25 protein-coding genes and 1 tRNA gene are annotated in these 21,900 nt (G+C 34.9%); 16 read left to right on the top strand and 10 right to left on the bottom strand.

Going from position 1 to position 21,900, the window contains the following annotated elements:
- The first annotated feature begins 89 nt into the window (after window positions 1-89).
- The 5 genes from ACMAWV_RS01400 to ychF all read left to right on the top strand — a co-directional run bounded on the left by ACMAWV_RS01400 (window position 90) and on the right by ychF (window position 4,735).
- Complete coding sequence (locus tag ACMAWV_RS01400) at window positions 90-1,892, top strand: transglycosylase domain-containing protein (protein WP_103218639.1); 1,803 nt, start codon at window positions 90-92, stop codon at window positions 1,890-1,892.
- 71 nt (window positions 1,893-1,963) lie between these two features.
- Window positions 1,964-2,039: transfer RNA gene (locus tag ACMAWV_RS01405), tRNA-Gln, on the top strand.
- A gap of 29 nt (window positions 2,040-2,068) precedes the next feature.
- Window positions 2,069-3,016 carry a ribose-phosphate diphosphokinase gene (locus tag ACMAWV_RS01410; RefSeq protein ID WP_368667187.1) on the top strand — a complete coding sequence of 316 codons (948 nt, stop codon included), beginning with the start codon at window positions 2,069-2,071 and terminating at the stop codon, window positions 3,014-3,016.
- An 11-nt stretch (window positions 3,017-3,027) separates the two neighbouring features.
- Complete coding sequence (gene pth, locus ACMAWV_RS01415) at window positions 3,028-3,609, top strand: aminoacyl-tRNA hydrolase (protein WP_392994059.1); 582 nt, start codon at window positions 3,028-3,030, stop codon at window positions 3,607-3,609.
- Between the two features lie 16 nt (window positions 3,610-3,625).
- Window positions 3,626-4,735, top strand: coding sequence for a redox-regulated ATPase YchF (gene ychF, locus ACMAWV_RS01420; protein ID WP_103218642.1), 1,110 nt, complete (start codon window positions 3,626-3,628; stop codon window positions 4,733-4,735).
- Between the two features lie 158 nt (window positions 4,736-4,893).
- Here ychF and ACMAWV_RS01425 read toward each other — a convergent pair whose 3' ends face one another.
- Window positions 4,894-6,951 (bottom strand): lytic transglycosylase domain-containing protein, encoded by a 2,058-nt coding sequence (locus ACMAWV_RS01425; protein ID WP_103218643.1) that lies wholly within the window; start codon window positions 6,949-6,951, stop codon window positions 4,894-4,896.
- On the bottom strand, window positions 6,935-7,498 hold the full coding sequence (locus tag ACMAWV_RS01430) for a hypothetical protein (protein WP_103218644.1): 564 nt from the start codon (window positions 7,496-7,498) through the stop codon (window positions 6,935-6,937). Before ACMAWV_RS01430 ends, ACMAWV_RS01425 begins: the two co-directional genes overlap by 17 nt.
- A 149-nt stretch (window positions 7,499-7,647) precedes the next feature.
- On the opposite strand from ACMAWV_RS01430, the gene ACMAWV_RS01435 reads away from it, so the two are divergent.
- The 4 genes from ACMAWV_RS01435 (at window position 7,648) to ACMAWV_RS01450 (ending at window position 10,917) form a co-directional block, all read left to right on the top strand.
- The gene (locus tag ACMAWV_RS01435; protein ID WP_103218645.1) at window positions 7,648-8,793 is read left to right on the top strand and encodes an Mrp/NBP35 family ATP-binding protein; all 1,146 of its coding nucleotides are present in this window, start codon (window positions 7,648-7,650) and stop codon (window positions 8,791-8,793) included.
- A 3-nt stretch (window positions 8,794-8,796) separates the two neighbouring features.
- Window positions 8,797-9,330, top strand: coding sequence for a hypothetical protein (locus tag ACMAWV_RS01440; RefSeq protein WP_412470508.1), 534 nt, complete (start codon window positions 8,797-8,799; stop codon window positions 9,328-9,330).
- A gap of 9 nt (window positions 9,331-9,339) precedes the next feature.
- A complete protein-coding gene (locus ACMAWV_RS01445; RefSeq protein ID WP_021267727.1) occupies window positions 9,340-9,531 on the top strand; it encodes a hypothetical protein in 192 nt (63 codons plus the stop codon).
- A 204-nt stretch (window positions 9,532-9,735) separates the two neighbouring features.
- Entirely contained in the window at window positions 9,736-10,917 is a 1,182-nt protein-coding gene (locus ACMAWV_RS01450; protein WP_412470509.1) for a hypothetical protein, read from the top strand.
- Between the two features lie 374 nt (window positions 10,918-11,291).
- Here the strand turns inward: ACMAWV_RS01450 and ACMAWV_RS01455 are convergent, their stop codons facing one another.
- The 6 genes from ACMAWV_RS01455 to ACMAWV_RS01480 form a co-directional block, all read right to left on the bottom strand.
- Window positions 11,292-12,245, bottom strand: a complete 954-nt coding sequence (locus ACMAWV_RS01455; RefSeq protein ID WP_103218648.1) for an electron transfer flavoprotein subunit alpha/FixB family protein — start codon at window positions 12,243-12,245, stop codon at window positions 11,292-11,294.
- Between the two features lie 13 nt (window positions 12,246-12,258).
- The gene (locus ACMAWV_RS01460; RefSeq protein ID WP_103218649.1) at window positions 12,259-13,047 is read right to left on the bottom strand and encodes an electron transfer flavoprotein subunit beta/FixA family protein; all 789 of its coding nucleotides are present in this window, start codon (window positions 13,045-13,047) and stop codon (window positions 12,259-12,261) included.
- Between the two features lie 2 nt (window positions 13,048-13,049).
- Window positions 13,050-14,192, bottom strand: a complete 1,143-nt coding sequence (locus ACMAWV_RS01465) for an acyl-CoA dehydrogenase family protein (protein WP_368667188.1) — start codon at window positions 14,190-14,192, stop codon at window positions 13,050-13,052.
- A 111-nt stretch (window positions 14,193-14,303) separates the two neighbouring features.
- Window positions 14,304-14,771 carry a 2-amino-4-hydroxy-6-hydroxymethyldihydropteridine diphosphokinase gene (gene folK / locus ACMAWV_RS01470; RefSeq protein ID WP_103218651.1) on the bottom strand — a complete coding sequence of 156 codons (468 nt, stop codon included), beginning with the start codon at window positions 14,769-14,771 and terminating at the stop codon, window positions 14,304-14,306.
- Window positions 14,771-14,968 (bottom strand): hypothetical protein, encoded by a 198-nt coding sequence (locus tag ACMAWV_RS01475; RefSeq protein WP_158246916.1) that lies wholly within the window; start codon window positions 14,966-14,968, stop codon window positions 14,771-14,773. The genes folK and ACMAWV_RS01475 overlap by 1 nt, the downstream gene beginning before the upstream one ends.
- A complete protein-coding gene (locus ACMAWV_RS01480; protein ID WP_146037887.1) occupies window positions 14,958-15,905 on the bottom strand; it encodes a hypothetical protein in 948 nt (315 codons plus the stop codon). Before ACMAWV_RS01480 ends, ACMAWV_RS01475 begins: the two co-directional genes overlap by 11 nt.
- 120 nt (window positions 15,906-16,025) lie before the next feature.
- Between ACMAWV_RS01480 and ACMAWV_RS01485 the strand changes: the two genes are divergently transcribed.
- The 4 genes from ACMAWV_RS01485 (at window position 16,026) to ACMAWV_RS01500 (ending at window position 19,282) form a co-directional block, all read left to right on the top strand.
- Window positions 16,026-16,685 carry a LysM peptidoglycan-binding domain-containing protein gene (locus ACMAWV_RS01485; protein WP_103218654.1) on the top strand — a complete coding sequence of 220 codons (660 nt, stop codon included), beginning with the start codon at window positions 16,026-16,028 and terminating at the stop codon, window positions 16,683-16,685.
- 70 nt (window positions 16,686-16,755) lie between these two features.
- Window positions 16,756-17,508 (top strand): hypothetical protein, encoded by a 753-nt coding sequence (locus tag ACMAWV_RS01490; RefSeq protein WP_103218655.1) that lies wholly within the window; start codon window positions 16,756-16,758, stop codon window positions 17,506-17,508.
- Between the two features lie 12 nt (window positions 17,509-17,520).
- Window positions 17,521-18,462 carry a phosphotransferase gene (locus tag ACMAWV_RS01495; protein ID WP_412470510.1) on the top strand — a complete coding sequence of 314 codons (942 nt, stop codon included), beginning with the start codon at window positions 17,521-17,523 and terminating at the stop codon, window positions 18,460-18,462.
- A complete protein-coding gene (locus ACMAWV_RS01500; protein ID WP_412470511.1) occupies window positions 18,455-19,282 on the top strand; it encodes a sugar phosphate nucleotidyltransferase in 828 nt (275 codons plus the stop codon). The genes ACMAWV_RS01495 and ACMAWV_RS01500 overlap by 8 nt, the downstream gene beginning before the upstream one ends.
- Here ACMAWV_RS01500 and ACMAWV_RS01505 read toward each other — a convergent pair.
- Entirely contained in the window at window positions 19,270-19,458 is a 189-nt protein-coding gene (locus tag ACMAWV_RS01505) for a DUF362 domain-containing protein (RefSeq protein WP_103218658.1), read from the bottom strand. The two genes, ACMAWV_RS01500 and ACMAWV_RS01505, sit on opposite strands and share 13 nt — an antisense overlap.
- 86 nt (window positions 19,459-19,544) lie before the next feature.
- On the opposite strand from ACMAWV_RS01505, the gene ACMAWV_RS01510 reads away from it, so the two are divergent.
- The 3 genes from ACMAWV_RS01510 to ACMAWV_RS01520 are packed head-to-tail and all read left to right on the top strand — an operon-like array spanning window position 19,545 to window position 21,032.
- Entirely contained in the window at window positions 19,545-20,201 is a 657-nt protein-coding gene (locus ACMAWV_RS01510) for a hypothetical protein (protein ID WP_146037888.1), read from the top strand.
- 18 nt (window positions 20,202-20,219) lie between these two features.
- Window positions 20,220-20,657 (top strand): hypothetical protein, encoded by a 438-nt coding sequence (locus ACMAWV_RS01515; RefSeq protein WP_103218660.1) that lies wholly within the window; start codon window positions 20,220-20,222, stop codon window positions 20,655-20,657.
- Window positions 20,658-20,687: 30 nt separating this feature from the next.
- The gene (locus tag ACMAWV_RS01520; protein ID WP_103218661.1) at window positions 20,688-21,032 is read left to right on the top strand and encodes a hypothetical protein; all 345 of its coding nucleotides are present in this window, start codon (window positions 20,688-20,690) and stop codon (window positions 21,030-21,032) included.
- Window positions 21,033-21,046: 14 nt separating this feature from the next.
- Here the strand turns inward: ACMAWV_RS01520 and ACMAWV_RS01525 are convergent, their stop codons facing one another.
- On the bottom strand, window positions 21,047-21,880 hold the full coding sequence (locus tag ACMAWV_RS01525) for a TIM barrel protein (RefSeq protein WP_103218662.1): 834 nt from the start codon (window positions 21,878-21,880) through the stop codon (window positions 21,047-21,049).
- Window positions 21,881-21,900: the final 20 nt, after the last annotated feature.

Genomic DNA, 21,900 nt, shown 5'->3' on the forward strand with positions numbered 1-21,900 from the left:
GAAATAATATAAGATGACTTTATATAACGTCAAAAAAATAGGTGTATTCAAAGGTGCTTAATAAACGAATAAAGATATTATTATTCTTGATGGTTGGATTATTTGGCTTATGTGTCATTTATTCCATAAATACAATCAATGACGCAGACTTAACTAGAATTATTACTCCTAAAACACCTGATACGAATTCGAAAACCATTCTTTTTGAAGAGGGAAGTTTTGTTAAGAAACGTGACTTCTTATTTTTTAAGGCCAATTCACGTGATGAGAGATTTAACTCAGTCTTTTTTGAGAAGTTTGACGATGAAAAGAGGTCAATTCTAAGTGTGAAAGAAAGCTTCGAGTTAAATTCTATTAGAAGTAATGATTGTAATTACAACCGCTGTCTTCAATATAAAATTAACTTTTATAATATTCCTATTATCTTATCTAAAGGTCTTATTGGTATTGAAGATTTTCGTTTTCTTGATCACATAGGTATTGATTATATTTCTATCATTCGTGCGATAATTGCAGATATTAAAGCTGGTGCTCTTGTACAAGGTGGATCAACACTGACACAACAACTAGTAAAGAATATCTATTTTACAAATGAGAAGTCATTTAGCAGAAAGATTAAAGAAGCTATCCTGGCCGTTTATATTGATTTTAAATTCGATAAGTCAGCAATTCTAGAAGCTTATTTCAACGAAGTGTATTGGGGAAGTCTTGGTGGAATTAGAATAAAAGGTGTGAACACAGCAGCTGTTTTATATTTTAATAAACCTATTTCTGAGTTAGATCCTTATGAATCAGCTATATTGGTCTCAATGTTAAAAGGGCCAAGTTATTATCATCCTATCTATCGTACAGATCGTCTTAGAGGGCGTGCTGACTTTATTTTTAATAAATTACAAAGCTTAGATCTTTTTGATCAAAACACAGATTATCAGTGGTCTGATGAGAAGTGGGAAAATTGGAAAAAACAATTATCTGTTTTTCAAGATGACTCATTTTATGAAGCGATATATTTGACATCGACTCGAGTTAATAAAGATCCAATGCTTAGTGAATTTCGATTTTTTAAAACAGTCTTAGCTTCTAAAAATCTTTTAAGAGATCTGAAAGGGATCGAAGAGAACTTGGCGGTTAAAATTGCTTTTGGAAATCCAAAGCATAAAAGTTTCTACTATTCTAAATTTGAAAGAAATGTTGATAAGGCCTTCAAAGAGGAACGTCATGGTGTAGGTTCAACACTAAAGCCAATCCTGTTTCAAATATACCTTGAGCAGGGCCATAAAATAGATGATTTAGTTTCAACGGAGCCGATAACTTTAGATCTTGTTAGTGGAAAGTGGACACCCTCGGAATCTCATACACCTTCTGCGAGTGAGTACCCTATTTCTCAAGCTTTACAAGAGTCCTTAAACAATCCAGTTGTTAGACTGGCCCATGATATTGGTTTTGAAAAAGTTGAAGTTATATTGAAGGATAAGATTAAACATCTTAAAACACCGTTGGCCCAATATCCTGCCCAGCTTCTTGGTGCCATTGAATTATCAGTTGATGAGCTCTATCAATTATATGAAGACTTTATGCTTGCGCAATGTCGAGTAGGGGCCGGAGTGTACGAGTCTCTTGCAGATCCAAATCAAACGACAATTAGAAGAATGGTAAAGCCAGCGCTTAAGCAACAACATTTCTTCGGGAAAACAGGAACATCAAATAATGGTTTTGATAATCTCTTTGTCGGTTATGATGGACATGATCTTTTTACGATCTGGGTCGGTTATGAAGGTGTTCGTACAAATAAGAAAGGTTTAAGATTATACGGAAGTACGACAGCTTTCAGACTTTATCAGGAGATTATTCTGTATTCAGGCCAACGAATTGCGTCTTTGGCATGCGAATAAGTAGGCAAATTTAAAAATTTCTTGTCAAAAATAAGAAACTAGCTTATATATTACATACAAATCTACATTGCTGGGGTATCGACAAGTGGCTAAGTCAGCAGATTTTGATTCTGCCATTCGAAGGTTCGAGTCCTTCTACCCCAGCCATTTTCTCACGGATCAGAGAAAGGAATAAGATCATGAAAAGGATCGTTCTCGTATCAGGCACGTCAAATCCAAAGCTTTCTTCCGATATCTCGAAAATCTTAGATGTTCCGTTAGTTGACCCCCAAGTTATTAAATTTGCCAATGGTGAAACATTTTGTGAAATCGAACAAAACGTTCGTGGTGCTGATGTCTTCATTATTCAATCAACATGTGCGCCGGTAAATGATAATTTAATGGAGCTTCTGATTATGATCGATGCTCTTAAGAGAGCGTCAGCGTCTTCGATTACAGCAGTTATTCCTCATTACGGATACTGTCGTCAGGATAGAAAGGCATCGCCGAGAACTCCTATTTCAGCAAAGCTGGTTGCCGATCTTATTACAGTTGCAGGCGCTAGTCGTGTTATTACAATGGACCTTCACTCTGGACAGGTTCAAGGTTTCTTTAATATTCCATTCGATAATATTTTTGCTTCTCCTGTTCTTCTTAGTCATATTAAAAGAGAACTTGTGACAGAAAATACGATCTTCGTTTCACCAGATGCTGGTGGAGTTGAGCGTGCTCGCCATTACGCTAAAAAGTGTAAGTGCGATATCGCTATGATCGATAAGCGTCGTACGGGAAAGAACGTTGCAAAGGCCATGAATATTGTGGGTGATGTAAACGGTAAGGACTGTATCATCTTAGATGATATGATTGATACTGCAGGAACACTTATCGAAGCTTGTAATGCTCTAAAAGATAATGGTGCAAGAAGTGTTGTGGCATGTGCTACGCACCCTGTATTTTCTGGGCCTGCTATTGAGCGCATCAATAAAGCAGAATCTTTAAATAAGGTTCTTGTGACAAATACAATTCCTCTGAGTAAAGAGGCGCGTGAGAGTGGAAAAATAATTTCTGTCTCGGCCGCTGAAATATTGGCCAAGTCGATTCATCGCACGTTTAATAACGACTCAGTTAGTTCATTATTTTTATAAACGGGTAACCTATGAATTATTTAATTGTTGGACTTGGAAATCCAGGTTCAGAATATAAAGGTACCAGACATAATATTGGCTGGGACGTAATGAATTTTATCAAGCCAATCAAGGACTTGCCTTTTAAAGAGAAATTTAAAGGAATTTGGTCTTCGTTTGAAACGGATGAAGATAAGTTCTACGTGTTAATGCCTCAAACTTATATGAATCTAAGTGGTGAGAGTGTTATTCCTTTTGCTCAATACTTCAAAATCGAACCAGAAAATATTTTAGTTATTCACGATGAATTAGATTTACCGTGGGGAACTATTGCCTTTAAAGATGGTGGTGGCCTTGCGGGTCACAATGGTCTTAAGTCAATTGCAGGACAATTAGGTCATAACAATTTTAAGCGCTTACGTATGGGGATTGGACGTCCACAACATGGAAGTGTATCTGATTGGGTTTTGGGCCGCTATTTTGGTTCGGAGGCTGACTTTATTGACGATTACTTAGAAAAAGCTTCAAAAGCCGTTGAATGTTATGTAAAAAGTGGCTTTAAAACAGCGATTCAAAGATATAAAAAGAAACAATTACTAGATTTAAGTAAATAGATATCAGGAGAAAATAATGGCCCTAAATTGTGGGATTGTAGGACTTCCAAACGTTGGTAAATCAACGATTTTTCAGGCTCTAACTTCGGCTCCAGCTGAAGCAGCTAACTTTCCATTTTGTACAATCGAACCAAATATTGGGATTGTAAACGTTGGTGATATTCGTATGCAAAAAATTGCGGAAATCATTGGGCCACAAAAAGTTATTCCAACTATTGTTGAATTTGTTGATATTGCAGGTCTTGTAAAGGGTGCTTCAAAAGGTGAAGGTCTTGGTAACCAATTCCTTGGAAATATTCGTCAAGTAAATGCAATTGTTCACGTTGTACGTTGTTTTGATGACACTAATGTTATCCACGTTCACGGTGAAGTTAATCCAGTTGATGATATTGAAACAATTAATATGGAACTTGCTCTAGCTGACCTTGAAGTTGTTCAAAGAAAGCAAGCAAACCTTCCTAAGTTAATGAAAAACCAAAATAAAGAAATTGCATCAAAAGCAAAGATGCTTGTACCTGTTCTAGAAAAACTTACTGCTCATTTAGAGCAAGGTTTTGCTGCACGTACTCTTGAGATGGATAAGGAAGATATCGAGTTAACTCGTGATCTTAACCTAATTACTCTTAAGCCAACTCTTTATCTATGTAACGTAGATGAAGAGAGTGTTGATGAAGATAATGACTATGTAAAAGCAGTAAAAGAATTTGCACAGAAAGAAGGTTCTCGTGCAATTAAGATTTGTGGAAAGCTAGAGTCTGAAATTGCGGCACTAGAAGATGAAGCAGATAAGAAAGACTTTATGGAAGCTGCTGGAATTGAAATTTCTGGTTTAGAAACGCTTACTCATGAAGCATATAATATGCTTGGTCTTCGTACATATTTTACGGCCGGTGTTAAAGAAGTTCGTGCTTGGACTTTCAAAGAAGGAGCTAAAGCTCCTGAAGCTGCAGGTGTAATTCACTCAGACTTTGAAAGAGGATTCATTAAGGCAGAGATTTATCACTATGATGACTTAATTGCTAATGGATCAGAGGCGAAGGTTAAGGAAGCCGGAAAGCTTCGTATGGAAGGTAAAGAGTACATCGTAAAAGACGGTGATATTATTCACTTCCGTTTTAATGTTTAAGCATCCGCAGCATTGATTGCCCAAAGGCAATCTATTGGCTGCGGTGCTAGCTCCCCAATACTTTAGCTAGAGAAATTTATTCAACAAGCCGGGTTCAAGCCCGGCTTTGTTGTCTCTGGAGCAAAAAATCTTTGCATAAGAACTTACTTTTTTATTGTTTACAACTGAGATGATATTTCTCGTTTCGCTTCCTTCTTAGGAAAGGCATTAAAAGTAGAAGCTACACTCTTTTCTAAAATATAGTTATCTTTCATAAGATTATAAAAGAAGAAGTTACGATAGATTAGCTTCACGTACAGTCTTGTTTCTTTATATGGAATTTGTTCAATTTGAAAAATAGGATCTTCTACATCCATAAGATTCTTTGCCCACTTTGTTACCTTGTGTGGACCTGCATTATATGAAGATAATGCATAGATTATATTTCCATCAAACTTATTAAGTAGAGATTTGAAGTAGCGTACACCAGCATCGATATTTCTATGTGGAATTAAGATCTCGTCTGTTTTTCTAAAATTAGTCATCTGTCTTGCCGTAGCTGGCATAAGTTGCATTAGTCCTAGTGCGCCTACTGCTGAACGTGCGTTTGGATTGAATGCGCTTTCTTGTCTGATAATCGATAAAACTAGAAGCGGGTCAATTTCAGCATTTACATCTTTAATCTTATCAAGATGTAGAACCGGAAAGAGAGTCGTAATATCAATTTTTGAAGGCCTTATGAGATTTAAGTCAATTGTCCTTGAGACGAGTTTGAAACTCGATAAAAAATCACCACTTTCTTTGAAATGATGAAGAAAGTAATTAAATATAGCCACACGTTGTTCTTCTAATGGAAGAGAGTCTAACTTGGCCCTATTGATAATATCAGTTTCAGGATTGAAACGGATAAATTCATAAATTAACTTATCAACCTTTCCGACAAATTTTAACTCATGCCAAATATTTGATTCTTTAATATTTCTTTGTTTGGCCTGGGTGAAGTCCGCTAATTCTAGTTTGGGAAGATTAACTGTATTCTTATGGAAATAAAGTGATTTAACATAATTCTTATCAAACTCAGGAAGATAGTCCTGGGCAATAATTGAATAGAAGCTTAATGGGTTTCCATTAATCATTAATTTGAATAAGTGTTTTGCAAGGGATTCATTCCCATCTTTCATATAACTATAAGCAATCCAAAATTTTGTCTTAGTGTATAGATTGGAAAACTCATCTATTAATTTATAGTTTTGTACTGTTACGATACTTTCCTTATAGTTTTCGTTTTTTATTGAATTCCAAAGTAGAAGGAAGAGTGATTCATTTTTTGATTCATCATCATAACTAATCTCATATGAGCGAGCAAAGTAACGATTGGCATTGGCAATATCATCATTATTTAAAAGGAGTTTTCCAATATAGCGAACACGTTTCCATGAAGACTTTTTATAAATATAGTCTTCATTGGCCTTTTCAAAAGTTAAAAACTTTGAAAGTTGTTCATTGATATTTGCTTTCTTTTTCTCATTATTTTTTACTAGATTTTTTAATTGGCGATATTGTTTTATAAATTCGTTCGTAATGGTTAATTTGTTCTTCTTAATTCTATGTAGATTATTTTGGAATAAAAGAGTGATATCTTTATCAAAATCTATATGTGAATAAAGCTTAGAATCAATCTTTAGCCCATTGATCAAAGTTATTTCGATAAGCTGTTTTTTAATATGTTGATAAATTTTAGATTCTTTATCAACTTCTTCTAGTTTACTAATGAAAAGTGAGTTTCGAGATGTTGCAAGATATTGAATGGCCTTAGAGAAGTTTTCATCATCAGCAATAATATCATTGTAATACTTATCGTTAATTAAATAATTAACAGTGTGAAAACAGTAATTTCTAATATTTGAAACAAATTCATCCTCAACGCGATTTGTTCTGTGACTTTTAATATTACATGAAAAATACTTATCTTTTTTTAGTGATGTTTTTAGATCACTTAAAAACTCCAAGTGAGTGAGATAATTTTTAAAGATACCACCATCTTTAATGGCCTTAATTGCATTATTGATTTTATGATTAGGTAATTTCTTTCTTTTTAAAATGCGTTCAATTTCTGAGATGTGACGTGCAGCTGTAAGCTCTTTGTCTTTAAGAGAACGAGAATCTTTCGCAAAGCTTGTAAATGACAAGCTTGCCGTTAACGATAAAAGAATAAACTTCTTACCCAATAAACTCATTGAAACGACCTTCCATACTTTTTAACTTAGTGACTACATCACTTAAGATTAATTTTTTATCGTCAGGTACAACTTGTTGTAGGTTCTTTAAATAGTTACAGATTTCATCAATATAAACAGTGTCTTCCTTAAAATGAGTTTGGAAGTACTCAACTGTTAAATTAACTTCATCTGCGACATCTTGAAAGTAATCACCTTCTCTAAATGAAAGCTTTCTTTCAAACCCTGTGTGTCTTAGTCCAGCAAGATATTGTTTTAATTTATAAAGTGGGCCTGCAACTTTGTGAGTAAAGAAAATACAAACTACAAAGATGAGGATCCCAAAAAATGCTTGGCATAAAATGAGAAAGTTTAAAAGATCACTCTTCATTGTTGCAATATGCTCAGCAGATTGTGGAAATTTTTCTGAAATATTAGTTAGCACTTGGTAAATAACAAGTGGATAGAATGCACTTAGTACTAGAATTACAATACAAATTAATGCACTGAATCTCAGCTGAAATTTAGAGTCGACTATGATTATGGAACGCTTATATGGCTTAGACACAATTTCTCCAAACTTTAATTTAGTTTCTTTAGTAATTATAACATCTTATGAATTTTGTTGTAGGGCAAAAATTTGCTTTACTCATTGAATAAGTGCCCAATATTTAATAGAATTCACGCATAAAACGATAAAAAACTGAGAGAATTAGTATGCTAAATATTGAAATAGTTAAAAGTAAATTAGTTGAGGTTAATAACCCAAACACTGGAAAATCCCTATTAGATGAGAATCGTTTCAAGGATATTGCAATCGAAGATAAGAAGCTTACGATTGTTTATAATCGTGATGGCATTACTCCTGCACAAAAACGAGATATTGAGGATTCAATTGTTAATTCTCTTTCAGCTATTGTTAGTGAAGATGATCTCTTCATTAAAACTATTTCTACTCAAGAAATGCCAGCTCAGCAACAGCAAAAGCCTCAACAACAAGGTGCGAAGTTAGAAGTCGGTCACGCTAAGGCTGCACCTCAAAAACGTGATATTCCGGGCGTGAAGAAGATTATCGCTGTTTCATCTGGAAAGGGTGGTGTTGGGAAAAGTACAGTTTCTGTAAACTTAGCTCTATCTCTTAAAAACCAAGGAAAGAAAGTAGGTCTACTAGATGCCGATATTTATGGGCCATCTATTCCGATGCTTCTGGGTCAAAGAGATGCGAAGCCTCTTGCAACTGATGATAAGAAAATTGCCCCTATAGAAGCACATGGAATTAAATTCATTAGCTTCGGTTTATTCATTGAAGAAAAAGACGCTGTAATCTGGCGTGGGCCTATGCTCGGTGGCGTTCTAAATCAATTTCTTTTTGATGTTGATTGGGGTGAGCTTGATTACCTAGTATTAGATCTGCCTCCAGGAACTGGTGATGTTCAGTTATCAATTGCTCAAACTTTAAATCTAAGTGGGATTGTTGGTGTATCAACACCACAGGATGTTGCTCTACTTGATTCTAGAAAAGGCTTCAATATGTTTGAACAGGTCAATATTCCTGTTTTAGGACTTATTGAAAATATGAGCTACTTCGCACCAGATGATATGCCTGAGAAGAAATACTATATTTTCGGTGAAAAGGGTGGAGCTGATATCGCAAATGAGCTTGGTTATCCATTCTTAGGTGAAATCCCTATTGAAATTGCTTTACGTGAATCTTGCGATAATGGTGTGCCTTACATGTCTAATAATTCATACGAAAGTAGACCAGTATGGAAAGCATATTCCGGTATTGCAAAAAAGATCATTGAAATAGAAAATAATGATGGTGAGGGGAAAGGTTTTTTCTCAAAAATTTTCAAAAGGTAGAAAATGTCCATCATACAGAAAATAGAGGAGCAATGCTCTTTTAATTTCACAGGCAGAATCAATATTCTTAAAAGGGCCGATCGTCAGTTCCTAGGCGTTATATATATTAGCGAGGGAATTGTTGTTGCGGCCCAGTTTTCTAAGAAGACAGGCCTTAAGGCCTTATACTCGTTAGTAATTTTTGAAATGGATCATCTCGAGGAGTTCACTCTTGTGGCCGAGCCAGAAGTTGTTTCTGAGAGTGACTACGAATTCAAACTAAAATTTAGTGAGTTAAAGTCGAATATTGAAAATGCTTATTCTCAGCATTTAAAGGCTAAGTCCCTTCGTCCACCAGAAAATATTCACATTTTGATCAATCCTGTGTTCATAAAAAATGGAAAAAAGACTGGTGCAAATGAATTTTTACTATTAAAAACTATAGCTGAATACAGCAAGGTTAAAGATATTTATAGCAATTGCGAATTATTTGATTTTGAAGTCACCCAAGCATTAGTAAATCTAAGAAAAATGGGCGCCTTGAAGGTCGTAAAGTAGGAGTTTTAAATGAAAGATCAAACGCATAACCAAGGCAACCTTAAAGAGCTTAAAGTTATGATCGAAGAAAACGTTGTTACCTCTTTTGAGTTAATGTCTCAGAATACTGGGATTGAGCTTGAAGAGCTTATTGTAGTCGCTCTAAAGCGCTTTAGAGCTTCTCATAGTGACTATGAGAAGAAGACTTTCCAAGTTGATTAATTCTTATTCATATTAGAGTAGGCACACCCCTGGGGTGTGTTTACTTTTTCTACAGTGTTAAAAGTTTAACAGTCTAATACCTAAACAATTCAATAAATTCCATTAAATACGAACGCGTTTTCAGTAAGTTAGCAAATATACGTATTTGTTCAATTTGGCATGAGTGTTGCTTCTATATATGCATATAGGTTTTAGGAGCACTGTATGAAAGCAACAGCTATTTACAAGAAATTCATTATCGCATCAGTACTATCAGGATCATTCCTTGTATTCGGTGGTATCTATCAAGGGATTTCAGTAACTGATAACTCATTTATGCAACAGAAAGATATTTCTTTTGAAAAGAGAGTTGATGAGAGCGTTGATCGTATCGTAGCTTCATCTGATCGTGAAAAAGTATCTGTTCAATACTTACCTGTTGCAGAGTATGCACAAATTATCGACGGTAAATGGGAAATTGTAAGAGTAGAAAATCACGAAGGAAATGAAATTTTTAATGAGAAGAAAGCAAACTCTAAAAGAGTAGTTGATATGAAGTTAATTGGAACTGGTCTTGTTCAACTTAACGATAATAATGAGTACACTTTTGATGTTTCTTTCCTACACGAGAATAATAAAAATATCTCAATCTTTAGAGCTTATGAAGATGGATTTGAATTAATTGAAGCAAGAAGAGTTTTAGAAGCAAATAATGAAGTAGCTACTCAAGAAGTTATTGTTGATGAAGCTTTAGAAGAAGCAGCAATCATTAATGAAAATGAGAGAAAAGAATTTATTATCGAAAGAGTAGTTCTTCCTCAATTAAATAACGAGCTAATTCGTGGTGAAGATAAGATTGAAGGAAGTGTAACAGTTGGTCCAAATGGTGTTCAAGGGCTTTACTTCAACGTATTTGATAAAGATATTAATGAAGTACTTGGTGATATTAAGCTAAAAGATGGAAGTGCTTTTGAAGTAGAACTTCAAGGACAACTTTCACATGGTGTATTTGCTAGAAATGGTGAAAATGGATACCGTCTAAGATTTACAACTGGTCCATATGCTGGTGGGTTAATTAACTTTGTAACTTACGATGAACTAGAAAGAGTTAATGCAGAATTTGAAAGTATGGAAAGAGCAAAAGAAGAATCAAGCTTTGAAAGATCATTAACTGAAGCAGGTTCTTTTGAAAATGATATTAACCTAGCACAAGGTAATTCAAATCCTGTAGCTTTTGATAAGCAAGCGAAAGAGCAAGTTGAAGAGGAAAGCTACGAAGAAAAATACGAAGAAGAGCAGTATGAAGAAGATAATCTTGTAGATGATCCAGCTGAAAGATTTGAAGAGCAAAAAGAACTTGAATACGAAAGACAAGAAGAATTAGACAGACAAGGTTACGGATTCTAATCCATAAATATAAAGAGAGAAGAGAAGAAAAACAAAGGCCCTCAAAATTGAGGGCCTTTTTTATGTATTATATATGCGAAGTTTTTTTGCTCCTGAGACGAACCGCTCGGGCTTTATGGTTACGATGACCTGTATGTCTGCTAGAGGCAGGAGCCGAAGCAGACTGAACCCTCGCTCTCGATCAGAATGTGCTCCTTGCATGGGGAGCTAGCACCGCAGGGAGTAGATTGATTATTGCACAAACTTTCCCATAGGCCTAGAGACAACAAAGCCGGGCTTGAACCCGGCTTGTTGAATATGTAATTCATTTCATTGCACTGAGGCCTAGCACCGCAGCCAATAGTTTGCCTTTGGGAAAACAATGCTGCGGATGCTTAAAGAACTTTTTTAAGTTCTTCTTTAAGAATTGGAACGATTTGGAAAAGATCTCCAACAATTCCGTAGTCAGCTTTAGTAAAGATTGGCGCATCTGGGTCAGTGTTGATTGCAACGATAACCTTAGATGTTCTCATCCCAGCTAAGTGTTGAATAGCACCTGAAATACCACAAGCGATGTAAAGAGATGGAGCAACTGTTTTACCAGTTTGACCAACTTGCATTGCGTGTGGAGCATATCCTGAGTCTACAGCAGCACGTGAAGCACCAACTGTTGCACCAAGAACTTCTGCTAGTTCTTCAAGGATCTTGAAGTTTTCTGCAGATTTCATAGCACGACCACCAGATACGATGACATTTGCTTCTGTCAGGTCTAGCTTCTCAGAAGCACCCTTAACGATTTCTTTGATTGCAGCTTTGATGTCACCAGCGTTAGCAGCAACTTCATTTGCAGCACCTGCACCAGCAGTTGGAGCTTCTGGCATACCAAGAGCGTTAGGTCTTACAGTTACGAAACCTGGCTTAGGTCCGTCTAGTTCTACTTTAGCTAGAACTTTACCAGCAAATAGTGGTCTTGTTCCTGCAAAGTTGTCACCTTCCATTACAAAATTTGTAACTTCTGATGCCATACCTGCATCAAACATACCAGCTAGTCTTGGCATAAGGTCTTTTGCTAGAGAAGTTGCACCAGCAAATACGTAATCGTAGTTTGAACCGATAAATTCTTTAAGTGCATTAGCGTATCCTTCTGGAGAATACTTATCTAGGTTTGCACCTTTTAGGTTGTGAACATTAGCAGCACCATACTTTGCAAGATCTGCAGTTGCATTAGCACCCATGTCACCAACGATTGCTACGTCAACAGTGTGACCAGCAAGTTTTCCTAAGATTTCAAATGTAACAGACTTAACTGTTTCACCACTTGTTTCAGAAAATACTAATATCTTTGCCATTTTAATAATCTCCTTAGATAACTTTAGCTTCTTCTCTTAAAAGCTTAACAACTTCAGCTACAACACCTGCTTGAGCAGCTTCGTCCATTGCATCAAACTTCTTCCCAGCTGGTTTTTCTGGTGGAAGTTGGAAACCAGAATACTTAACACGACGATCGTCAGCAGATACACCTACATCTGAAAGTGAATGTTGAGCAAGAGGCTTTCTCTTAGCTTTCATAATCCCTGGAAGAGAAGCATAACGTGGGCTGTTTAGACCTTTGTTGGCCGCAATTAATACTGGAGCAGTTACTTCGTAAACTTCTAGTGCTCCACCTTCAACTTCTCTTTTAAGAGTATATGAACCACCTGCTTCTTCACAACCGTCTACAACAGTTACTGAAGGCATTCCTAGCATTTGAGCTAGAAGTTGTGGAACTTGAAGACAGTCGTCATCAATTGCTTGTTTTCCAGTGAAGATAACATCTGGAGTTTTTCCAGATTTTTCAATAGCACCTTTAAGTGCTTTAGCTGTCATATATGAATCTAAGTTGTCATCAGCTTCAACTAGGATTGCATCGTCAGCACCCATTGCTAGGGCAGTTCTTAGAGCTTCAGTGTCTTTAACACCACCAACTCTTACTACAGTAACAGTAGAACCACTGTTTGCAGCTTTAGTTAATAGAGCTTGCTCTACTGCAAATTCATCATATGGATTCATGATCCACTTGATAGAACTTGTTTCGATATAAGATCCATCACCATTTGGAGTAATTTTAGTTTCCGTGTCTGGAACTTGTTTAATACATACAAAAATGTTCAATTTTAGCTCCTTGTAAAAATTTCTTTAGCAATAACTAATCTTTGTATTTGTGAAGTGCCTTCATATATTTGAATGAGTTTGGCGTCTCTCATTATTTTTTCAACTGGATATTCTTTACTATAACCGTAGCCACCAAATACTTGTACAGCATCAGTTGCTACTTTCATAAACATATCAGCGGCTTTAGCTTTTGAGTATGATGAAAGTTCTGGATTTGGTTTTCCATTATCAATTGACCACGCAGCCTTTTGAACAAGTAGTCGAGCTGCTTCAATTTCAATTCCCATGTCGGCGATCATCATTTGAATGGCCTGATGACGAGATAGTGGAACACCAAATTGTACTCTCTCCCCAGCATACTTAACCGCATGATCCATAGCACATTGAGCTCCACCTACTGCGGAACTCGCAACCATAGGTCTAGAGTGATTTAATGTTGCCATTGCAATTGGCCAACCTTGACCAAGACCACCTAAAATATTCTCTTTTGGAACTTTTACGTTTGTAAAAGTCACTGCTCTAGTATCAGAACAACGATGTCCCATTTTATTTTCTTTTTCACCAAGCTCAATTCCCTCGGACTTTCCATCAATAACAAGTGCCGTAATACCTTTGTGCTTAAGTGTTGTATCAGTTGTTGCATAGACAACAAAAAGATCTGCATATCCTGCATTTGTGATCCACATCTTATTTCCATTTAATAAGTAGTGATCTCCACTTTCTTTTATAGTTGTTTTGATACCCGCTGCATCTGATCCATAGCCTGGTTCTGTTAAGCAGAAAGCTGCAATTTTATAATCTTCAGTAAAAGGAGTTAAAAATCTCTTTTTTTGTTCTTCATTCCCACCAATAACAATTGGTAGAAGTGCAAGATCATTTGCCATGATTGCGGTATTCATTCCTAGACAGCCATAGGCAAGAGCTTCAGTAATGATCATTGAATCAATAGTAGAAAAACCTGCACCACCATATTCAGCTGGAATACAAGTATTAACTAAACCAAGCTCCCAAGCTTTGCGAAGAATGTCTAAAGGCATCTGTGCCTTTTCATCATATTCGCCAGCTTTAGGCATCATCTCATTTTTTGCAAATTTCATTGCAAGTTCACGAATTTCTTTTTGCTCGGAAGTTAATTCAAAGTTGATCATGATGGAACCTATTGTTCTAAAGATAATGTGACATTATTATAGATAGTTTTTCAGTATTTAGTAAATAGGTAATAAAGGCTTAAGATAGTGTAATAAAACACCTTGGTACTATTTGAGTGGTGTTGCATCATTATGCTTCAATTCAGCAATTTCAAAATATGATTTGTATTCGCTATAGCTCGGTAAATCCTTCAAGGGCTCGAGCACAAAGCTTCTATTTCTAAATTCTTTATGGGGTATAATTAAGTTCTTTGATTCATATTTTAATTTATCAATAAAAATAATATCGATATCAATCTCTCTAGGGCCCCAGTGATAGCGTCGTTTGCGACCAAGTTTATTTTCGATTTCTTTTGCTATGTGCAAAAGAGCTTCTGGCTCTATGTTTTGGGATGTCTCAATTTCAAGAGCAATATTATAAAAATTTGGCTGATCTTGTGGCCCGTATGGTGGGGTTTCGAAAATCCTACTAATAAATGATTTGGCATCTAGGGCCAATTCGATTTCTTTAGTTGCGCTAAGAAGAATCTCTTCTTTATTATTTAAATTTGAGCCGAGACTGAAGATTATTTTCATTAGTTCGAAGACTTTTTAGATTCTTTTTTTGAATCTTCATCTGAGCTTTTAGATTTAAGCTGTGACTTAGGTCTTAGTACTTTTTTATTTTGCTCAATGAATGAAGGAAAGTTATCATTCTTTGGCTTGGGAGCAGTTTTTACACCACAAGAAGTTAGTGCAAAAGTAGTAAAAAATAATAAAAACTTAGAACTCAAGTGCAAGACCTACTCCCATTACATCTGTTCCAATATCAACCCTTAAAAACCATCCAGGTACTAATCTTTTAAATCCTGTTGCACCAAAAACAAACTCATCTTGCTCAACACTTGCAACGAGGTCAAGTTCTCTTTGGGCTTGGTCTGAACCAACTTTAGAAACGTCACCAGCACCAGGACTATCAGCAGTTGCAAATTTATATCCAACATATGGCATAAATACTGTGTATAAAGGACCTTCAAATGAGTACTTTGCTCTGAAGATATACTGATTTACTGCTGTATCTATATCATCTGCAGGGAAAGCACGAATAAGATGACGACCAATAAAGCCTTCGATCCAAATATTTTTTTCAACTTGAAAAGACCATGCAGCATTATATTGAGTATTTGTATCTTGCTTTCCGGCAGTGTTAAATCCATCCACAAGACCGATACCAACAGAGGCGATATTATCATTTTTAATGACACCTGTTTGTTGACTTTCATCACCATACAAGTCTTCCTCTAGTAATGTCGTATCATCATAAAGAGATTCTGAATCAGTGATTTTAAATTGATCATCTTGATTGTCAGCGGGCTTACCGTAAGCTGAGTCATCGCCACGTAAGATTTGAACATCTTGGTTTACAAAGAAATTTTTAAATAATTCTTCATCGTACACTTTTGTGACTTTAACAGCTGCTTGATTCTCTTCTTGTTTCGGAACAACTCCACGTGCAACAGGTACCTTATTTATTAAGATAGTAATGTAGTCACCTTTTGCGAAGCTATCTTGACTATTACTGACAAGAATAATTCTTTTGGTTCCAGAAATTTTCAATAGCTTTTCATTAGCTAGTTCAAAATTAGCTGCATTTGAGAAATCATTAACTGCACTTTGAGAAAGAGCAGTAGTTGATAAAAATAGTAAGAATAGGATCATTATATTCTTCATACGGAAAAATTGTACATCGCATGAAGAAATTAGTCTAGGCGGTTAAAATTTAAATATCTATTTAAAAGTAACCGAAGGGAATTACATATAATTGTTACTATTTAAAAGGGGTAATATACCATGAAGAAGATATTCTTATTATTATTAGTTTCGGCACTAACTTTCACTTCATGTTCAAACAATGAAAAGAAAGAAGGGGAAGTAGCAGCGGCTGAACAATCTGAAGAGATTTCAATTGATGATTCTGACTTCGTTGTTGATGCGAATGAAGATCTAAATCAACTAGAAGAAGCAACAATGCAACCGACTGATGAATCAGTTGCTGTTCTTGGAAGTGAAGCACCATCACCAACAGATGAAATACTTCTTGAAGAAAATGTAGCTTTAGAAAAAGATGTTATTGTAACTGCATCTGATTACTATGAAGTTCAAAAAGGTGAAACACTAATGTGGATTGCTTTTAAGCTATATGGTGACTATAGAAAGTGGCGTGATATCCAAGCGATGAATCAAGAAGCTTTGGCCGATGGTCTTCAAGCAGGAGATAAAATCAAATATCAAAGTGGACAATTTAATTGGAATCCAGTTGGACTACCTCACTTAATTAGAAGAGGAGAAACACTTGGTGTTATTTCTCAAGATAAGTATGGAACACCGGCCAAGTGGAGATCAATCTGGGATAATAATAGAGATATGATTAAAGATCCAAATCTAATCTTTGCAGGTTTTACACTTTATTATGTTCCTGAGGAAAGAGATGTTGCTTCCGAGTCTATGTAATTCATGTATAATAGATTAATTATATAAAGCTCTCATAACGAGAGCTTTTTTATTTTTTACCTAATAGAAGATGAAAATTTTAATTCTACTAACACTATTTAGTTTCACGTCTTGTACTTATCTTTATAAAAAAGATAATGATTATCCATACAACTATCAGGATACGTTTACATCTCAAGATTATCTGACGCACCTTGAAGGAATAGCAGAACTTTTCATCAAAAATAATAAGGTAAGAAAGCCAAATAGAAGATCATTACGTTACTTGAATACAATTGCAAAAGAACTTTATTTAAATAATCAAGGGCTCTTTCAAAAAGACGATTTTGGTATCAATTTTTATATTGTTGATGACAATAGAAATTTCTACTTCTCCCTTCCAAAAAATAACGTTTTTATGTCTCGTGGTTTACTTAAAAATTATATGAATAGTGAGAATATTTTCGTGGCCGTTCTCTTAGGAGAATTGATAAGAAGTAAAATTGGCATCTATGAGAAGAAAAAACTGATTCCACTAAATTCTTACACTATCGATGATATGATTCGTATTAATAATTTAGACTTGAATGCTAAAAGAGACTTAAATAATTTGGTCTACGAAGTATTGATCAAATCTGGATACGATCCAGAGGCACGACTTCTTTGGCTCCAGACTCTAAACCGTCAATCGATTAGTTTTAGTGTGCAAGGTGTACACTCACATGAGCTTTCGAAAGAAGAATTTTTACTTAAAAATTATATGGTTAATAGTGGAGAGGATGAGAATTTAATTTTTGAAAAAAACTCATCTCGTCTATTCTATTATTTCAAAGAAAGTATCTAAAGAGTAAATAGGATGAATAAAGAATCAATTGTAAATAAGTTAGAAAATGTTGGTTATTATACTGAAGATAGCAAACTGCAGAAATTGTCAGGTGATGCTTCTAGCCGAGAGTACTATCGTTTAAATCACGAGAATAAAACATATGTAGTGTGTGTTGAGATTTCAAATGGCCAACAAAGTTGTGACTTCAACACTGTCACAAATAATATTTTAAGTGATATTAAAACACCTAAGATTCTATTCTACGATCCAGAGTTTTCAATCCTTATTCTAGAAGATATTGGAAGTATTTCGTTAAAAGATTTTTATCTTTCTTCAGGACTTTCTAAGCATGTAGAAGCTGTAGGCGATATTAAAAAATATCAAAATATGCCACTTGAGTTTTGCATGGGAAGAGACTTTGATCGTGAAAAAATTGGTTTTGAATTTGATTTAGCATGCAATTATTTTCTACAGCAACATTTAGGAGTTGAACTAAATAATGATGAAAGTTTACTTCTTAAAGAAGTGAGAGAATACATCATTAACTATTATGAATCTCATAAGGAAGTTGTTTGTCATCGCGATTATCACTCAAATAATCTTTATGTTAAGGATGGTGTTCTATTCCATATTGACTATCAAGACATGAGGGTTGGCCCAAAAATGTATGATTTAGTTTCACTTGTGGACGACTGTTATATTAATTTCTCTGACGCCGAGAAAGAGAAGTTATTATTAAGTTATGATAATGACTTTTATAATAAGTACAAAAATGATTATCATATTGTGCAAATTCAAAGAACTTTTAAGGCGCTTGGAAGTTTCGCCTATTTAAATATCGATAAAAAGAAAGATAATTACCTACAATTCATCCCTGTAAACTTAGAGAAGCTCATTAATACTTGTAAAACGAGTACAATTGAAAAGTTTAATGATTTCGCAAAAATTTTAGAGCGAGGTTTGAATGATTAAAACTTGCTTTATTGCTAGTGCTGGTTTTGGCACACGCATGGGAAATCTAGGAAAAATAATACCTAAACCTTTATGGCCATTTTTCAATCTACGTCTGCTGGATTTACAAGTAGCTTATGCAAAAATGTTAGGTTGTAATAATATCTATATAAATTCTCACCATTGTCATGACGAAATGCTAGTTTGGGCAAAAGATAAGGATGTTGTCTTACTACATGAACCAGATATCTTAGGTAGCGGTGGCTGTATTCATAATTTAAAGAAGCATATTGATGATGAGGTTATATTCATCATTAATTCTGATCAATTTTATTTTTTTGATTTTGAGCAGATTCAAAATGATGTTGAACGAATGTTATCTGCTAATGCGATTGCTCACTTATATGCAATTGAAGTTGATAAAGATGCTTCTTACAACGAGACTAAAGTTATTGATGGAAAGCTTACAAGTATTTCACCTCATGATGCTGATAGTAATTATTTAACTTACTCAGGTGTTGGTATATTAGATTTAAGAAAGATTCCACTGGTTGAAGGTGAATCATCTTTCTTCAAAACGGTAGCGGACTATAATAATAAAACAGTCCATATGAGCCTTCCTAAAAACCCAGTATTTCTAGACTTGGGTACACTGGACAAGTATATTGATGTAATTTCAGACCTTGAAAAGCTTCCAGCTGTGGTTAAAAAATTTGTTGCCTCTATCGAGGAACTTGAAGGAACTGATTTTAGATCGACATCGATAATGGATTGGCTTGGTGTTCGATTTGATTTCGATTCGAGAATTATTACTTATAAGGAAAAAGATTATTCTTTCTGAGTAACTTCTTTTATACAGTCGACAGGGCAAACAAGTATACATGCGTTACACAACGTACAGGCCCAAGGTTCTATTGTGTACTTACCTTTATCCATAAAAATTGCCTTTTCTGGACAGATAAGCCTGCAGTTATCACACTCTATACAACGTGAAGAAATTTCGAGATAATAATCCATATATTAATTATAACAAATTTTAAAATTTAAGGTAATAAGTGCACAATTCTGACACTCTGACATTCAAATTGCTAAATATTCTGTTTGTGGTATTTTCGCTGTTTTTCCTACATACGTGTTATTCACTTGATGCAGATGTTTCAGCAATTGACTTGAATCGTTTTATCGGAATTGTTACGACCTATAAAATTACAACTGCCTTAGCTATATTTTTAATTTTTAAGATTCTCTACATGGGAGAACTTACTGTAGTGGTTCTGTCGGTCTTTGTTTTAAATATCTTTTATAAGGTATTTTCATTATTCCTAGTGGAGTACGACAAGATTATACTTTTGATGGCGGTAATCTTTTTATTAGTTTCATATAATATGATTCTTCTTTTGAAGGAAGAGCTCGGACAAGCAATCTTCAAACCAATTTTTACAAAAGAAAATTTCAATTTCGACGGCTTTTGTTCTCTTGAAGGAAATGTATATCTTTCGTCAGGCTCTTGTTTACCTGTTAAAATTTCTAACTGTGATGATAAAGGAATTGTAATCTACACAAGTGAAAAAATATCTAAGGGTGAAAAGTTAGAATTTGAGTTAGAATATGAAGGTAGAAAATTTGTTGATAACTTTTGTGTTGAGCTCGTTTACCCTAACGGCTATGGATTAAAATTATTATCAAAGTCAGAAAATAATAATTACAACTGGATTACACTTTATAATATTCTGAAACGAAGAGGAATTGTTTCATTATAATCTAGGAAGGAACTCTAAATGTTTAAGTATCTAATCATTGCATTACTTTTTATTTCATGTAACTCAAATAAGTCTCCTGAAGGAGTGCTAACTGCATTTATCGAGAAAAGACTGAATGATGAAATTAAAGTTGATGAGCTTAAAGATTACCTTACTGGTACATTACTTGAAGAATATACTCAGGCACTAACTGAGGACGCGAAGAAGCTCAATGAAATGTCTAATTTCAAGAAATCTAGACTTTCGATTGTCTATAAGAACTGCTCGGGGGATGAGTGTTCAATCACTTATTCAGTAGCCTATGATGATGAGGCCACTGATGGTAAGACAAAACAAGATGTTTCGATCTCTGTTAAGAAGATTGCTCTTATTATTAAGAAGGATGATAAGTGGTTGATTTCAGATATCAGTGATGTGAAGTCTTTTTACGAGTTTAAAGAAACAGACGCTCGTTAAGATATCTTCGAACTTACCGATAAGTAAGTCGTGAAAAGTAGCAAAATATTAGATCTTTCTTTTGATAAACTGGTTGGTGAAACTTTCAACTTAACTGAAAGTGCCAACTCTAATGCTCATCAACTAAATTATATTTCAGAAATAAAGTCTTATCGTCTCTGGATCGGTGGTACTTTCATAGATTTTCCACAAGGACTTTCATTTATTAATGACTTGAAAATAAGCAGTTTTCTTGAACTTAAACTTTATGATAAAGCCCTTAATGATGGCCTAAAAGAAGTTCTTCAAACACATGATGACTTAGTTGTTTATATGATGGATGAAAATATTTATATCGAAACTAAAGATTTTGAAGAGATAAAAAAAGCGGCTTAAAAGCCGCTTTTTTTTTATAGTGAATTGTAGTAATTTTTAAGCATTAATGCATCGTCTTCTAGGTTTGGTGAGTTACAGATCATGTATCCACCACAACCATTCTTCTTAAGAGACTTTAGAAGATCTTTCCAGTTAAAGTCAGATTTCTCTAGGTTAAGGTGTTTAAGATCACCTTTAGAGTTAGTGCTAATACCTGAAATATGGATGTGCATATTTTTAACTGAATCTTCACCAAGTTCTTCTTTAAGTTTGTTGATTACTTCATCAAACTCTTCTTCCGAGTTGTACTGGTTAGTACGTGCATATAAGTGAGAGAAGTCCATACATGGGCGACAAGAGTCTACGTTCTTAGTTAGGCTGATAAGCTCTTCTAAAGAACCAAACTGTGAAGTCTTTCCTGTAAGCTCTGGACGAAGCTCAATCTCAATATCAAGTCTGCTTAATCTTTCTTCGATTACATTCATCGACTTTTCAACTAGGTCGAAAACATCATATGGAGAATCTTTCATGTAGAAAGCTGCGTGGAAAGTCATTGATTCTGCACCACAAAGGTCAGAAATCTTAGCTGTTTGGATGATTCTTTCAACAGAAGAATCAATTTTATCCTGCTCTCTAGCATTTAGGTTGATATAGTATGGGCCGTGAGAAGTTAATGGAACGCCTAGCTCATATGATACTTTTCTTAGATTTGAAGAAACTTCTTCCTTCATTCTTACGCCGTGTGCAAACTCGAGTTGCATACAATCAAGTCCAAGTTCGTGAATTCTTTTAACACCTTCTACTGGATTGTTCTTTTTAACTGTAGAATTAGGAACACCTGCTGTACCAAAAAGTAGCTTAGTATGCATTCAAAATACCCCTTCTGCTT

Origin of the sequence: Halobacteriovorax sp. RT-1-1, assembly GCF_047085455.1 — a bacterium.
In the GTDB taxonomy this organism is placed as follows: Bacteria; Bdellovibrionota; Bacteriovoracia; order Bacteriovoracales; family Bacteriovoracaceae; genus Halobacteriovorax_A.

Coding starts and splice junctions, on each gene's coding strand:
- ACMAWV_RS01525 (WP_103218662.1), bottom strand. CDS start 21,880: ATGCATACTAAGCTACTTTTTGGTACAGCAGGTGTTCCTAATTCTACA.
- ACMAWV_RS01425 (WP_103218643.1), bottom strand. CDS start 6,951: ATGAGTTTATTGGGTAAGAAGTTTATTCTTTTATCGTTAACGGCAAGC.
- ACMAWV_RS01505 (WP_103218658.1), bottom strand. CDS start 19,458: ATGGATTATTATCTCGAAATTTCTTCACGTTGTATAGAGTGTGATAAC.
- ACMAWV_RS01440 (WP_412470508.1), top strand. CDS start 8,797: ATGTCCATCATACAGAAAATAGAGGAGCAATGCTCTTTTAATTTCACA.
- ACMAWV_RS01450 (WP_412470509.1), top strand. CDS start 9,736: ATGAAAGCAACAGCTATTTACAAGAAATTCATTATCGCATCAGTACTA.
- ACMAWV_RS01435 (WP_103218645.1), top strand. CDS start 7,648: ATGCTAAATATTGAAATAGTTAAAAGTAAATTAGTTGAGGTTAATAAC.
- folK (WP_103218651.1), bottom strand. CDS start 14,771: ATGAAAATAATCTTCAGTCTCGGCTCAAATTTAAATAATAAAGAAGAG.
- ychF (WP_103218642.1), top strand. CDS start 3,626: ATGGCCCTAAATTGTGGGATTGTAGGACTTCCAAACGTTGGTAAATCA.
- ACMAWV_RS01500 (WP_412470511.1), top strand. CDS start 18,455: ATGATTAAAACTTGCTTTATTGCTAGTGCTGGTTTTGGCACACGCATG.
- ACMAWV_RS01495 (WP_412470510.1), top strand. CDS start 17,521: ATGAATAAAGAATCAATTGTAAATAAGTTAGAAAATGTTGGTTATTAT.
- ACMAWV_RS01480 (WP_146037887.1), bottom strand. CDS start 15,905: ATGAAGAATATAATGATCCTATTCTTACTATTTTTATCAACTACTGCT.
- pth (WP_392994059.1), top strand. CDS start 3,028: ATGAATTATTTAATTGTTGGACTTGGAAATCCAGGTTCAGAATATAAA.
- ACMAWV_RS01515 (WP_103218660.1), top strand. CDS start 20,220: ATGTTTAAGTATCTAATCATTGCATTACTTTTTATTTCATGTAACTCA.
- ACMAWV_RS01485 (WP_103218654.1), top strand. CDS start 16,026: ATGAAGAAGATATTCTTATTATTATTAGTTTCGGCACTAACTTTCACT.
- ACMAWV_RS01455 (WP_103218648.1), bottom strand. CDS start 12,245: ATGGCAAAGATATTAGTATTTTCTGAAACAAGTGGTGAAACAGTTAAG.
- ACMAWV_RS01400 (WP_103218639.1), top strand. CDS start 90: ATGGTTGGATTATTTGGCTTATGTGTCATTTATTCCATAAATACAATC.
- ACMAWV_RS01490 (WP_103218655.1), top strand. CDS start 16,756: ATGAAAATTTTAATTCTACTAACACTATTTAGTTTCACGTCTTGTACT.
- ACMAWV_RS01445 (WP_021267727.1), top strand. CDS start 9,340: ATGAAAGATCAAACGCATAACCAAGGCAACCTTAAAGAGCTTAAAGTT.